We start from the raw sequence: 12946 nt of genomic DNA on the forward strand, positions 1-12946 counted from the left end.
CCGTTTTGCTGAGGCGACCATGCAAAATAGCCTTTCCAGATGCAAGCACCAATGGCCTTTGTGCCCGCTTCGGGCTTTTATATTCCGTAAGCCTGCATCACGTTGTCGCTCTCGGTTCCCCTGCCCTTGGCCTCGAGGCCACTATCGGCGAGCCCGTGCCAGGCATGATGCAGGCCTTCCCGCTCGTGTACGACGCGATTGCGCCCGAGCGCCTTGGCGAGATAGAGCGCGCGGTCTGCCGACGCATAGACCGCCTGCTTGTTGCGGCCGGCGGCGAGATCGGCAACACCGCCGGAAACGGTAATACGGATATCGTGCCCTTCGGCCGCGATGGCGCCGCTTGCGATCCGGGCCCGGACACCTTCGATGCGTTCCATCCGCGCCTCCAGCGGCTTGCCGGAGATGATGATGCCGAACTCCTCCCCGCCCAATCTTGCGACGACGGACATTTCATCGAAGGCGGATATGAGTATGGCCGAGACCGCGGTGATGACGGCATCGCCGCAGCCATGGCCGAAGCGATCGTTGATCGCCTTGAAGCGGTCGACATCGAAAATAACAAGCGAGGCGTCGCCTTCGGTGTACTCGAGCGCCTCTGTGAAAGCGCGCCGGTTCAAAAGTCCCGAAAGCGTGTCCGTTCGGCTGAGCTTTTCGAACTCCGCCCGCGACAGCGTCAGTTCGTGCAGGGCAAAACCGGCGGCCAGCGACAGCATGCCGGAAACCGTCCCGCCGACAAGCCAGGAAAAAATGACGCCGAAGCCGATCGCGTTCGAAAGCGTCACCGGCAGCAGCCCGAGAAAATCGAGCGGCGGGATCGTCACTGCCATGATGATGCCGGAGAGAAGGACTGTCAGAAAGCTCATCTTCAATGCAAAGACATAGACGTTCCCGCGATATTGGAAATTGCCGAAATCGGCCTGCAGCGACATCCAGTTTCTCATGAGAATCGACCTTCCTGCCCGGCGTTTCAAGGCATTGATAGGAGCCAAATTGCTGCGGGTGTCTTAATCGACTCGTTAAAATTCGAACGGTTTCGGACCTTTCGGTGGACAGATTTTTTCTAGCAGGAGATGCAGCCCTCCAATCCCTGAATCGGACAGGGCGACGAGACAGTTAGCCGTTTGATTTAAAACAGCTTTATTAACCAGGAAGATGGGGCTGTTCCAGAATGGCCTAACTGAGGAAAATACCGGCTTTTCCACCGATTTTTACAACCGATCGGAGAGTATGATACACAATTCACTTTAAAGAGGGGATCGCCTGGCGATTGGCTCAATTGTAGACACCGAGAGACAATCGCAATGATTGTGGAAGCGGATTCCATAAGCCGGTCCTAAGTCCCGCCGAGCGGAGCGCGGCAGCCGTCCACGTGTTGCAGCCGAAGAGCGCGTTGAAATATCCGTTGGCCTCGAAGAACCGGTCGATCTCGCCGTAACCCGCATCCGGAATGCCCGCCACCACGCCCCCATTTCGAACGAAGCTGTCCGCGATGAAATTCCGCAGCCGCGCCATTTGATCGTCGCCGATATCGAACGCCGCAACGGCCGGCTGCGGCTCAGCGATGCGACCGGCAAGATCGACATGCAACACCGAACGGTCGATCGTCAGCGCCCCCAGCACCGGCAGCGGCTTCAGCTCCGACCAGCTCGGGGTTTCCAGATAGAAGGCGCGGCCGCCCCAGCCGACGATGAGCCACTCCGCATCCGGATGGCCGAGCGGAAAACCGGTCTCGGCGAGAAAGGAAAAGGCAGCTCGCGTCTCCTCGTCGAGCGGAATGGCAATATCAGTATGGATCGGTCCGGACAGCAGCAGAATCCGATGCGTCGCCGCCGCAGACGACGCCTCGACGGTGGCAATCAGCGGCCGGGGAACGAAGGTCCCGCAGGCCGCCAGAAACACAAGCAGAAACACGGCCCGCAACAGCCAGCGGATGCCTGTTATCATCGGCGCCATCCGTCGCACAGAGGGCCGTGTGGCCTAAAACAGGAAATAGCGCTGCGCCATCGGCAACACCGTCGCCGGCTCACATGTGAGCAACTCGCCGTTCGCCCTGACCTCGTAGGTCTCCGGATCGACTTCGATTTCCGGCGTCAGGTCGTTGTGGATCATCGACGCCTTGGAGATGCCGCCGCGCGTATTCTTCACCGCGACAAGTTGCTTGGCGACGCCGAGCCGGCCCTTCAGGCCAGCATCGACTGAGGCCTGACTGACGAAAGTGACGGAGGAATTGGTGAGGCTCCGGCCGTAGGAGGCGAACATCGGCCGGTAATGCACCGGCTGCGGCGTCGGGATCGAGGCATTCGGATCGCCCATCAATGCTGCCGCGATCGAGCCGCCGAGCAGCACCATGTCGGGCTTCACGCCGAAGAAGGCCGGATTCCACAGCACAAGGTCGGCGCGCTTGCCGACTTCGACAGAGCCGATCTCGTGGCTGAGCCCATGGGCAATCGCAGGGTTGATCGTATATTTGGCGATATAGCGGCGGACGCGGAAATTGTCGTTATTGCCCTTTTCCTCCTTCAGCCGGCCGCGCTGGCGCTTCATCTTGTCGGCAGTCTGCCAGGTGCGGATCGCCACCTCGCCGACGCGGCCCATGGCCTGGCTGTCGGACGAAATGATCGAAAAGGCGCCGATATCATGCAATATGTCTTCGGCAGCGATCGTCTCCTTGCGGATGCGGCTTTCGGCGAAAGCGATATCCTCGGGGATCGACGGCGACAGGTGATGGCAGACCATCAGCATGTCGAGATGCTCGGCGATGGTGTTGACCGTATAGGGCCGCGTCGGATTGGTGGACGACGGGATGACGTTCGGCTGGCCGCAGATCTTGATGATGTCGGGCGCGTGCCCACCGCCCGCCCCTTCCGTGTGAAAGGCATGAATGGTGCGGCCCTTGATGGCGCCGATCGTATCCTCGACGAAGCCGCTTTCGTTCAGCGTATCGGTGTGGATCATCACCTGCACGTCATATTCGTCGGCGACCGACAGGCAGCAGTCGATGGCGCCTGGAGTCGTGCCCCAGTCCTCATGCAGCTTCAGCGAGGTGGCGCCGGCCAGCACCATCTCGGTCAGCGCCCCTGGCAGCGAGGCATTGCCCTTGCCGGCAAAGGCAAGGTTCATCGGGAAGGCGTCGGCCGCTTCGATCATCCGGGCGAGATGCCAGGGACCGGGCGTGCAGGTGGTGGCGAGCGTGCCGTGCGCCGGTCCCGTGCCACCGCCGAGCATGCAGGTCATGCCCGACATCAGCGCTTCCTCGATCTGCTGCGGCGCGATGAAGTGGATATGGCTGTCCATGCCGCCAGCGGTGACGATCTTGCCTTCGGCGGCGATCGCCTCCGTGCCCGGGCCGACGATGATATTGACGCCGGGCTGCATATCGGGATTGCCCGCCTTGCCGATGGCGACGATGCGCCCGTCCTTCAGCCCGATATCGGCCTTGTAGATGCCGGAGTGATCGACGATCACCGCATTGGTGATGACGGTATCGACCGCACCGTCCGCTCGCGTCACCTGACTCTGGCCCATGCCGTCGCGGATCACCTTGCCGCCGCCGAACTTCACCTCTTCGCCATAGGTGGTGAAATCCTTTTCGATCTCGATGAAGAGTTCCGTATCGGCAAGGCGCACTTTGTCGCCGGTGGTCGGTCCGAACATGCCGGCATAGGCGGCGCGCGAGATCTTGTAGGGCATCCATCAGGCTCCGTAGGAGGAAGAGACAAGCGTTTTTCCGCCGAGCCGCTTGAGGCGGCCCAGGGCAATATAACTATCGACGAGCTGTCGTTCGGCCGCAAACGGGTGCCACTCCCAGCCGACGTGACCGAAGCCGGCCAACATCACCTCGGCTTCGGGAAATTTGCTCAGCACTTCGGCAATAACGATCATGCCGCTGCTCGGCACGACATAGGGTGCCGGCGCGAAAGCCGAGAGCGCCGCATCGACCACCTCGTGGATCGATTTGTCGATGACGACGTGCGTCTTGCCAGTCTCTGTGCAGAAGGCGCCGAATGCCTCCGTATAGTCGTCGCAGAAATCGTCGAGATCAGGATGCGAGACGGCAAGCGGCGCCCGCATCGCGGCGAATTTTTCCGGGTCGCGCACGCTCCAGACTTCGCGGGCCGAAACCACGCCGGGATGGGTGCGCCATTGTAGGGAACCGAGCATCGCCTTTGCGGGCCGGCCGGTATTGCACACCGCGACGGCGTCCGTCCTGCTACCGCCGGTCCCATAGGAACGGCAATCGTTAAAGCGGACGACGAAATCAGCGGCATCGATCACGCCTGCTTCCGCCTCCGCGACCTCGCCATTGCCGACGATTACGATTTTCCTGATCACCTTAGTTGCTCATCGTGTCTTCGAGCTCTTTCAGCTCTTTCGTGCGTTTGTCGGTGATGTTGGCGAGGCACCCGGCGACCAGCATCGGCTCCATCGTGCCGCCGCGGGCCTGGAAACCGAAGGCGTCGCACTCGGCGTCTCGATAATCGATCCAGGCGCGCTGCGCCTTGACCAGCGCCTGCTCCGCGCCCTTCATGTCGCCGTCGAGATCCTTGTCGACCGCCGCCAAGGCGGCGCGGGTCTTCTTGTATTGCACATTCAAAGCCTTGTCAGCGGTCTCGTGGCGCGCCGCCTCGCAAGAGGTCATATCGGATTGCGTCTGGGGATTCTGGCAATCGACATCCTGAGCGGAAACGCTACCAGCCATCAGCAGCATCGCCGCCCCGATGAGGCAGATGTTCAAACGCATGCATCCCTCCCGTTAGAGCTTGCCCATCACCAGCTGACGGAAGCCATAGACCTCGCGCTTGCCGGAAAGCGGGATCAGCGTCACCGAGCGCGTCTGTCCCGGCTCGAAGCGCACCGCCGTTCCCGCCGGAATATCCAGTCGCTTGCCATGCGCCGCCGCCCGATCGAAGGAGAGTCCGGCATTGGTCTCGGCGAAATGATAGTGGCTGCCGACCTGCACCGGCCGATCACCGGTGTTGGAAACCTCCATCGTCACCGTCGGTGCGCCGGCATTCAGTTCGATGTCGCCGCTTGCGGCAATGATCTCACCCGGTATCATCTTATCTCCTTAAGCAGCCCTGGGCGCGCAGCCCTCGGCCTTCAGCACACGCTTCGTCGACGCCGGATGTTTGGCGAGCCTATCAGCCGGCCGGATGGGTCTGGCGACGAGATTGCCGCCGCAGTTGGGGCAGACGCCCTTCAGCACGCGATCAACGCAATCGGCGCAGAAGGTGCATTCATAGGTGCAGATCCGTGCCTCCGCGCTCTCCGGCGGCAAATCCTTGTCGCAGCATTCGCAATTGGGCCTGAGCTCGAGCATATCGGTCTCCCTACCGGATCGGTTCGTGTACGGTAACGAGCTTGGTTCCGTCCGGAAAGGTCGCCTCCACCTGCACGTCATGGATCATCTCGGCAATCCCCTCCATTACCTGATCACGGCCGATCACATGAGCGCCGGCCTCCATCAGCTCAGCGACCGGACGACCGTCACGGGCGCCTTCGACGACGAAGTCGCTGATCAGCGCAATCGCTTCCGGGTAGTTCAGCTTGACGCCGCGCTCCAGCCGCCGCCGGGCCACCATCGCTGCCATCGATATCAGCAGCTTGTCTTTTTCTCTCGGAGTGAGGTTCATCTTCTACCTGCTTATTGAACTCATAGATTCCAGACTTTCGGCACGGGCGCACCATTGCGCAAGGCGGAAATGACCGGGATCAGGATTTTTCTCAGCGAAAAGCCGTCGGCTGCCGCAAGACGGACGACGAGCTTGCCGTCCCAGGCGCTCGCACCGCCCATCGCGCCTTCGACGAGCGGCCGCACCTTGCCGAGATAGGCTTCCGCAAGCGGCCCGGCATAAAGCAGCGTCGCAAAAGCCACCTGTCCGCCGAGCACCGCCTGACGCGCCGCCAGAGCGGCTACCCCTTCGGAAAGCCTCAGTTCTTCCGCATGGATCAGCCGACCCGAGCGGCGGATGCGCCAGCGGTCCCGGAAAAGCCCGGTCGTCACCGTCTCGCCCATCGCCTTGCGGCCGAGCAGTATGGCCTCGACGGCCAAAAATTCTGCGCTCTTGTCGAGATCGACATCCAGCCGGCGAAAAAGTGCGGAACGATCAAAGAGGATCGTTTCCTGCGGCAGCCAGTCGACGCGGGCCTGGGCTCCGACATTGATATTGGTCGTCACCTCGGCTGTGCCGGCCGATGCCTTGTAGATCTTCTCGCAGGCCTGAGTGGTGACGTCGATGCGCGTGTCCGCTCCGGCCTCAACGCTCCAATCCATCCGATCGCCGCCGGTCAGTCCACCAGCGGTGTTAATGATGACGGCTTCCATCGAGGCATCGAAGGTATCGGGCAGGCGGATCTTCGCCGCGCCCTCCTGATAGAGCTCACGCAGACGCGTGCGGCCGTCGAGCAGCTTTGCCGCCAGATGCCCGCGTCCTTCCGCTCTTTGCGGTCGCGTGCCTGCCGCCGCAATCATCATAACGTCCCTTTCGGTCGCGCCACCGGTTCGTTCGATTGCGCAGGTGACGGAAAGCAAGCAATTCCCATGCCGTCCTAGGATACCCGCAACGGACCCGGCAAATTTGAAAGGCGCTGCGCCACCTGCCGAAAAATGCAGCAGTTGCCGATCAGACGGTCAGATGACGGCGGGCCTCCGGCGTATCCAGTGTTTCGGCGAGGCCTTGATGGACGATCTCGCCGCGGTCCATGATGTAGACGTAATCGGCAAGCTCCCGGCAGAAGTCGAGATATTGTTCGACGAGCAGGATCGCCATGCCGGTGGAATCGCGGAGATAACGGATCGCCCGGCCGATATCCTTGATGATCGACGGCTGAATGCCCTCGGTCGGCTCGTCGAGCACGAGAATCCGAGGCCGCGTCACCATAGCGCGGCCGATCGCCAGCTGCTGCTGCTGGCCGCCGGAAAGATCGCCGCCGCGGCGCGACAGCATCGACTTCAGCACCGGGAAGAGGCTGAAGATGTCATCGGGGATATTCCGGTCGCGACGGCCGAGCGGGGCGAAGCCGGTTTCGAGATTTTCCTTGACCGTCAGCAGCGGGAAAATCTCCCGCCCCTGCGGCACATAGCCGATGCCCTGCTTGGCGCGGGCAAAGGGCGGCAGGCCGTTCAGCCTGGTATCGTTGAAGGTGACGGTGCCGGCCGACAGCGGATGCTGGCCGGTCACGGCGCGCAGAAGCGAACTCTTGCCGACGCCGTTGCGCCCCAGCACGCAGGTGATCTTGCCCATCTCCGCCTTGATGGAGATGCCGCGCAGTGCCTGCGCCGCGCCATAATGCAGATTCGCGTTGTCGACTGTCAGCATCCGTTCACCCATTCCCCATCAGTTCATCAGCGTCCGCCTCAGCATCTGCAGGGCGTACTCCTGTTCCTTCGTTTTCTCGCCGCCGGCAACGGCCACGTCCTCGGCAATGCCGATCAACTGCTGACGCTCTTGCATATCGAGCGCCTTCATCCAGAGATCCCGGAACCGGCGGATCGGGTCTTCGGGGCTGGTGACGTTCTTGGACGCCCAATCGGCGAAAACCAGCACCTCCTCCATATCGCCCGGCCGAATGATGCCTTTCATGCGGCTGCGGACCACATCCTTCGCAGCGTCGAGATACATCGGCTTCTCCTTGGCGAGGCAGAAGAAGAAGGCCACTGCCGCAATCGCCGGATCGGCGATCGAGGCCAGCGGCGCTGCCTCCGCCTGCTTGCGCAATTTTCCACGCTTATAGGCGCCCCGCATCCGCTCGACGGAATCGATGATCTCGCTTCCCGCCTCACGCACCATCTTAAAACGCCAATACCAGATGACCGCGCCGCTGACCGCCGCGACCAGAATACCGAGAAAAGCCATGATGAAACCCCACAAAAAACCCCGCCCGTTTTAGAGCGTTTTCTTTTGTCAGGTTCAAGCCTCTAAGTTGCATGGATCACCGGCCCAAATAGTTCTCGATCACCTTCGGATCCGAGCTGACGAAATCGATCGATCCCTCAGCCAGCACCGAGCCTTCCGCAAGGCACGTCACCTTGACGCCGAGGTCGCGGATGAAGCCCATGTCGTGCTCGACGACGACCACCGAGCGGGTCCGGGCGATGTCCTTGAGCAGGATTGCCGTTTCCGCCGTTTCGGCATCTGTCATGCCAGCAACCGGTTCGTCGACCAGCAGCAGCTTCGGCTCCTGCGCCAACAGCATGCCGATCTCCAGCCATTGCTTCTGCCCATGCGAGAGGTTGGCGGCGAATTCGTCGCGCCGATGCGTCAGCCGCACCGTTTCGAGGATCTCTTCGATGCGTGCTTTGTCCTCGCCCGAAAGGCGATAGAACAGCGTCGAGAACACGCCGCGGCGGCGGTTCAGCGCCAGTTCCAGATTGTCCCATACCGTGTGGCTTTCGAAGACCGTCGGCTTCTGGAATTTGCGGCCGATGCCGAGCTCGGCAATATCCGCCTCGTCCTTTTTGGTGAGGTCGATCGTGCCGTTGAAAAACACCTCGCCCACATCGGGCCTGGTCTTGCCGGTGATGATATCCATCATCGTCGTCTTGCCGGCCCCGTTCGGGCCGATGATGGCGCGCAGTTCACCGGGCTCGATGACGATCGACAGCGAATTCAGCGCCTTGAAGCCGTCGAAGGAAACCGAGACGCCGTTGAGGTAAAGCACGCTGTTGGGTTTGACGTCGGGGATCATGGCGCTCACTCCGCGGCCTGGATTTTCGGTTCGATGACGTCTTCCTGCGCCACCGGTGGGGCAGCCTTGGAGACGGCTTTCCGCCTGCCGAGATATTGAGCGATCGTGCCGACGACACCTTTCGGCAGAAACAGCGTGACGGCGACGAAAAGACCACCGAGCGCAAACAGCCAGAACTCCGGGAAGAGGCCGGTGAAGATCGTCTTGCCGCCGTTGACGAGGATCGCGCCGATGATCGGTCCGATCAGCGTCGCCCGCCCGCCGACCGCCGTCCAGATGACCACTTCGATCGAGTTGGCGGGGGCGAATTCGCCGGGATTGATGATGCCGACCTGTGGCACATAGAGCGCGCCGGCAATGCCCGCCATCATCGCCGAGACGACGAAAGTGAAGAGCTTGAAGTGTTCGACGCGGTAACCGAGGAAGCGCGTGCGGCTTTCGGCATCGCGCACCCCGACCAGCACCTTGCCGAACTTCGAGCGCACGATCGCTGAGGCAAGCAGCAGCGACAGCGCCAGCAAGACCGCGGTTGCCGCAAAGAGGGCTGCACGCGTGCCGTCAGCCTGGACGTTGAAGCCGATAATATCCTTGAAATCGGTCAGGCCGTTATTGCCGCCGAAGCCCATGTCGTTGCGGAAAAAAGCCAGCAGCAGCGCGTAGGTCATCGCCTGGGTGATGATCGAGAGATAGACGCCATTGACGCGTGAGCGGAAGGCGAACCAGCCGAAGACAAAGGCGAGCAGGCCGGGCACGACGAGCACCATCAGCGCCGCAAACCAGAAATGGTTGAAGCCGTACCAGAACCAGGGCAGATCCTTCCAATTCAGGAACACCATGAAATCGGGCAGGATGGGGTCGCCGTAGCTGCCGCGCGTGCCGATCTGGCGCATCAGATACATGCCCATCGCATAACCGCCAAGCGCAAAGAAGGCGCCGTGGCCGAGCGAGAGAATGCCGCAGAAGCCCCAGACGAGATCGAGCGCCAGCGCCAGCAGCGCATAGGTCAGATACTTGCCGAACAGCGACATGATGTAGGTCGGCACATGCAGCGGATTGGTCGGCCCGGTCATCAGGTTGAGGACCGGCACGAGAGCGGCGACCAGAAGCAGCAGCGCGATGGCAATGACGATCTTGCGATCCAGTGACCGGAGAAGGAAGGCCGTTATCATGCTTCCACCGCCCTTCCTTTGAGTGCGAAGAGCCCGCGCGGACGCTTCTGGATGAAAAGAATGATGAGGACGAGCACCAGGATCTTGCCGAGCACGGCACCGGCGAAGGGCTCGAGGAACTTGTTGACGACGCCGAGCGAGAGCGCGCCGACGAGCGTGCCCCAGAGATTGCCGACACCGCCGAAGACGACGACCATGAAGCTGTCGATGATGTAGGATTGGCCGAGGTTCGGAGAGACGTTGTCGATCTGGCTGAGCGCCACGCCGGCGATACCGGCGATGCCCGAACCGAGAGCGAAGGTGAAGGCATCGACCCAGCCGGTGCGGATGCCCATCGAGGACGCCATGCGGCGGTTCTGCGTGACGGCGCGCATCTGCAGTCCGAAGGCTGACCGCTTGAGCAGCAGGAGCAGCGTCACGAAGACAACCATCGAAAAGACGATGATCCACAGTCGATTCCAGGTGATCGAGAGCCCGCCGAGATCGAAGACGCCGGACATCCAGGTTGGATTGCGGACCTCGCGGTTGGTCGGGCCGAAGATGCTGCGCACGGCCTGCTGCAGGATCAGCGACACGCCCCATGTGGCGAGCAGCGTTTCGAGCGGGCGGCCGTAGAGATAGCGGATGACGGCGCGCTCGATGACCAGGCCGACGAAGCCGGTAAAGACGAAGGCGGCGGGCACGGCAAAGGCAAGTGAATAATCCGCCACGCCCGGGAAGGCCGAGGTGATGTATTCCTGCACGACATAGGTCGTATAGGCCCCGATCATCACCATCTCGCCATGTGCCATGTTGATGACGCCCATGACGCCGAAGGTGATGGCAAGGCCGATCGCCGCAAGCAGCAGCACCGAGCCGAGCGACAAGCCGTACCAGACGTTCTGGGCGACATCCCACAACGCCAGGCTGCGATTGATGGTGCTGATATTGGCCTGGATCGCCGGCTTCAAATCGTCAGGCGCGGTTTCGAGCGTGGTCGTGAGGATGGTCAGCGCATCACGATTGCCGCGAGCCGCGATCGTATCGATCGCAGCCTTCTTGTCTTCGACGCTCGCATCGGTCTTCAGCAGCAGCACTGCGCGCGCCGCTTCCATCGTACTCTTGATCTCGGCGTCCTTTTCAGCCGCAAGCGCCGCGTTCAGCAGGTCGAGATTGGCGGGATCGGCATCTTTCAGCAGGCCCTGTGCCGCGGCGAGCCGCGCCGAGCGGTCCGGGCTCATCAGCGTCAGCTGGCTGGTGGCGGCGCCGATGACGCCGCGAAGCGCATTGTTGATCTTGACCTTGATCATCATGTCAGGGTCGACATCGGCAGCGGCTTCGCCGGTGATTGGATCGGAATAGGTCGGTTCGTCATCGGTGCCGCCCTGGAGGAGCACCGGGCCGCCGTCGGAATTGACGTAGAGAAGGCCCTCGCTCAACTGCTCCAGGATCTGACCGACATGCGGGTCCTTGGAGGCGACCAGCGTCTTGATGGCCGCTTCGCGCTCCGGAAAATCGCCGACGCCGAGCGCATCGATGAGCACGTGGATATCGTCCTCGGCGCGAACTTCGCTCGATGTTGGCAGGCCGGGAACCGCGAGGCCGATAAATGTCAGGCCCGAGAATGTCAGGCAGAGCGTGATGAGGAAAATCTTTATGGCGCGATACATCGGCTTTCTCGCCCTTGATAGTGTTGGCCTCGCGGCACAATCGCTGGGACGGAGCTTCCGCCCGGTGTTGAACCGGACGGAAGTCTTCAGGCAATCATCTGATCGGGGTCGTACTCAGGAACCCTTGCCGCCGCACTTGCCGGTGGCAACGTTGAAGTTGCCGCAGGACATCGGCTTGCGCCAATCGGAGATCAGGTCCTTGGAGTCGGGCAGGTAATCCGACCATTCGTCGCCAACAACGGCGGGGGTCTGCTGGACGATTTCGAACTGGCCGTTGGCCTGGATTTCACCGATCAGCACCGGCTTGGTGATGTGGTGGTTCGGCATGACGGTCGCATAACCACCCGAGAGGTTCGGAACGCTGACACCGATGATGGAGTCGAGAACCTTGTCGGTATCGGTCGTGCCGGCAGCCTGGACGGCCTTCACCCATGCGTTGAAGCCGATATAGGCAGCCTCCATCGGATCGTTCGTCACGCGCTTGTCGTTCTTGGTGTAAGCGTGCCAGTCCTTGATGAACTTCTTGTTGGCCGGGCTTTCCACAGACTCGAAATAGTTCCAGGCAGCGAGATGGCCGACGAGCGGCTTGGTGTCGAGACCGGCAAGCTCTTCTTCGCCGACGGAGAAGGCGACGACGGGAATGTCGGTTGCCTTGATACCCTTGTTGCCCAGTTCCTTGTAGAACGGAACGTTGGCGTCGCCGTTGATCGTCGAGACGACGGCGGTCTTCTTGCCGGCCGAACCGAATTCCTTGATCTTGGAAACTTCGGTCTGCCAGTCGGAAAAACCGAACGGCGTGTAGTTGGTCATGATGTCTTCTTTCGGAATACCCTTCGAAATCAGGTATGCCTCGAGAATCTTGTTGGTCGTGCGCGGATAAACGTAGTCGGTCCCTTCAAGAACGAAGCGCTTGACGCCTTCTTTTTCCATCAGGTAGTCGACGGCCGGAATGGCCTGCTGGTTCGGAGCAGCACCGGTGTAGAAGATGTTGCGCGAGGATTCTTCGCCCTCATACTGCACGGGGTAGAAGAGCAGCGAATTCAGCTCTTCGAAAACCGGCAGAACGGACTTGCGCGACGAGGACGTCCAGCAACCGAAGACAGCGGCAACCTTGTCCTTCTGGATCAGTTCGCGGGCTTTTTCGGCAAACAGCGGCCAGTCGGAAGCCGGATCGACAACAACCGCCTCGAGCTTCTTGCCAAGAAGGCCGCCCTTTTTGTTCTGCTCGTCGATGAGCATCAACATGGCGTCTTTCAGGGTGGTTTCGGAAATCGCCATGGTGCCGGAAAGCGAATGCAGCACGCCGACTTTAATCGTGTCGTCGGCGGCAAGTGCGCCCTGGAAGGCGGCCGATGCCGCCATGACGGCACCGAGCGCAGCGCCGGTGATCGTGGATCTGAGATTCATCTGGTTGAGCCCCTCTTCTTGTTCCGCAACAGG

At 61.3% G+C, this 12946-nt stretch carries 15 protein-coding genes; all 15 read right to left on the bottom strand.

Going from position 1 to position 12946, the window contains the following annotated elements; genetic code table 11:
- Nucleotides 1-77 precede the first annotated feature (77 nt).
- Nucleotides 78-941: a GGDEF domain-containing protein gene (locus K6N12_RS24250; protein ID WP_097629110.1), complete on the bottom strand. Its 864-nt coding sequence runs from the start codon at nucleotides 939-941 to the stop codon at nucleotides 78-80.
- 331 nt (nucleotides 942-1272) lie between these two features.
- Nucleotides 1273-1944: a TIGR02117 family protein gene (locus K6N12_RS24255; protein ID WP_097629195.1), complete on the bottom strand. Its 672-nt coding sequence runs from the start codon at nucleotides 1942-1944 to the stop codon at nucleotides 1273-1275.
- A gap of 33 nt (nucleotides 1945-1977) precedes the next feature.
- A complete protein-coding gene (gene ureC, locus K6N12_RS24260; RefSeq protein WP_097629111.1) occupies nucleotides 1978-3690 on the bottom strand; it encodes an urease subunit alpha in 1713 nt (570 codons plus the stop codon).
- Nucleotides 3691-3693: 3 nt separating this feature from the next.
- A complete protein-coding gene (locus K6N12_RS24265; protein WP_097629112.1) occupies nucleotides 3694-4332 on the bottom strand; it encodes a Urease operon accessory protein in 639 nt (212 codons plus the stop codon).
- A gap of 1 nt (nucleotide 4333) precedes the next feature.
- Complete coding sequence (locus tag K6N12_RS24270) at nucleotides 4334-4741, bottom strand: lysozyme inhibitor LprI family protein (protein WP_097629113.1); 408 nt, start codon at nucleotides 4739-4741, stop codon at nucleotides 4334-4336.
- A 12-nt stretch (nucleotides 4742-4753) separates the two neighbouring features.
- The gene (locus K6N12_RS24275) at nucleotides 4754-5059 is read right to left on the bottom strand and encodes an urease subunit beta (protein WP_097629114.1); all 306 of its coding nucleotides are present in this window, start codon (nucleotides 5057-5059) and stop codon (nucleotides 4754-4756) included.
- A 9-nt stretch (nucleotides 5060-5068) separates the two neighbouring features.
- Complete coding sequence (locus K6N12_RS24280; RefSeq protein ID WP_097629115.1) at nucleotides 5069-5320, bottom strand: DUF1272 domain-containing protein; 252 nt, start codon at nucleotides 5318-5320, stop codon at nucleotides 5069-5071.
- A gap of 10 nt (nucleotides 5321-5330) precedes the next feature.
- The gene (locus K6N12_RS24285; RefSeq protein WP_003561955.1) at nucleotides 5331-5633 is read right to left on the bottom strand and encodes an urease subunit gamma; all 303 of its coding nucleotides are present in this window, start codon (nucleotides 5631-5633) and stop codon (nucleotides 5331-5333) included.
- A 20-nt stretch (nucleotides 5634-5653) separates the two neighbouring features.
- Nucleotides 5654-6475, bottom strand: a complete 822-nt coding sequence (locus K6N12_RS24290; protein WP_097629116.1) for an urease accessory protein UreD — start codon at nucleotides 6473-6475, stop codon at nucleotides 5654-5656.
- A 148-nt stretch (nucleotides 6476-6623) separates the two neighbouring features.
- Nucleotides 6624-7319 carry an urea ABC transporter ATP-binding subunit UrtE gene (gene urtE, locus K6N12_RS24295; protein WP_097629196.1) on the bottom strand — a complete coding sequence of 232 codons (696 nt, stop codon included), beginning with the start codon at nucleotides 7317-7319 and terminating at the stop codon, nucleotides 6624-6626.
- An 18-nt stretch (nucleotides 7320-7337) separates the two neighbouring features.
- Nucleotides 7338-7856, bottom strand: coding sequence for a hypothetical protein (locus K6N12_RS24300; RefSeq protein ID WP_097629197.1), 519 nt, complete (start codon nucleotides 7854-7856; stop codon nucleotides 7338-7340).
- A gap of 76 nt (nucleotides 7857-7932) precedes the next feature.
- A complete protein-coding gene (urtD, locus tag K6N12_RS24305; RefSeq protein WP_097629198.1) occupies nucleotides 7933-8688 on the bottom strand; it encodes an urea ABC transporter ATP-binding protein UrtD in 756 nt (251 codons plus the stop codon).
- 5 nt (nucleotides 8689-8693) lie between these two features.
- Nucleotides 8694-9857, bottom strand: coding sequence for an urea ABC transporter permease subunit UrtC (gene urtC, locus K6N12_RS24310; RefSeq protein WP_097629117.1), 1164 nt, complete (start codon nucleotides 9855-9857; stop codon nucleotides 8694-8696).
- Nucleotides 9854-11506: an urea ABC transporter permease subunit UrtB gene (urtB, locus tag K6N12_RS24315; RefSeq protein ID WP_222148985.1), complete on the bottom strand. Its 1653-nt coding sequence runs from the start codon at nucleotides 11504-11506 to the stop codon at nucleotides 9854-9856. Before urtB ends, urtC begins: the two co-directional genes overlap by 4 nt.
- A gap of 114 nt (nucleotides 11507-11620) precedes the next feature.
- A complete protein-coding gene (gene urtA / locus K6N12_RS24320) occupies nucleotides 11621-12913 on the bottom strand; it encodes an urea ABC transporter substrate-binding protein (protein ID WP_054182904.1) in 1293 nt (430 codons plus the stop codon).
- Nucleotides 12914-12946 lie beyond the last annotated feature (33 nt).

Origin of the sequence: Rhizobium redzepovicii (genome assembly GCF_019793435.1) — a bacterium.
GTDB classification, from domain to species: Bacteria; Pseudomonadota; Alphaproteobacteria; order Rhizobiales; family Rhizobiaceae; genus Rhizobium; species Rhizobium redzepovicii.

Coding starts and splice junctions, on each gene's coding strand:
- K6N12_RS24270 (WP_097629113.1), bottom strand. CDS start 4,741: ATGCGTTTGAACATCTGCCTCATCGGGGCGGCGATGCTGCTGATGGCT.
- ureC (WP_097629111.1), bottom strand. CDS start 3,690: ATGCCCTACAAGATCTCGCGCGCCGCCTATGCCGGCATGTTCGGACCG.
- K6N12_RS24250 (WP_097629110.1), bottom strand. CDS start 941: ATGAGAAACTGGATGTCGCTGCAGGCCGATTTCGGCAATTTCCAATAT.
- K6N12_RS24290 (WP_097629116.1), bottom strand. CDS start 6,475: ATGATGATTGCGGCGGCAGGCACGCGACCGCAAAGAGCGGAAGGACGC.
- K6N12_RS24300 (WP_097629197.1), bottom strand. CDS start 7,856: ATGGCTTTTCTCGGTATTCTGGTCGCGGCGGTCAGCGGCGCGGTCATC.
- K6N12_RS24280 (WP_097629115.1), bottom strand. CDS start 5,320: ATGCTCGAGCTCAGGCCCAATTGCGAATGCTGCGACAAGGATTTGCCG.
- urtE (WP_097629196.1), bottom strand. CDS start 7,319: ATGCTGACAGTCGACAACGCGAATCTGCATTATGGCGCGGCGCAGGCA.
- K6N12_RS24285 (WP_003561955.1), bottom strand. CDS start 5,633: ATGAACCTCACTCCGAGAGAAAAAGACAAGCTGCTGATATCGATGGCA.
- urtA (WP_054182904.1), bottom strand. CDS start 12,913: ATGAATCTCAGATCCACGATCACCGGCGCTGCGCTCGGTGCCGTCATG.
- urtD (WP_097629198.1), bottom strand. CDS start 8,688: ATGATCCCCGACGTCAAACCCAACAGCGTGCTTTACCTCAACGGCGTC.
- urtC (WP_097629117.1), bottom strand. CDS start 9,857: ATGATAACGGCCTTCCTTCTCCGGTCACTGGATCGCAAGATCGTCATT.
- K6N12_RS24255 (WP_097629195.1), bottom strand. CDS start 1,944: ATGATAACAGGCATCCGCTGGCTGTTGCGGGCCGTGTTTCTGCTTGTG.
- K6N12_RS24275 (WP_097629114.1), bottom strand. CDS start 5,059: ATGATACCGGGTGAGATCATTGCCGCAAGCGGCGACATCGAACTGAAT.
- urtB (WP_222148985.1), bottom strand. CDS start 11,506: ATGTATCGCGCCATAAAGATTTTCCTCATCACGCTCTGCCTGACATTC.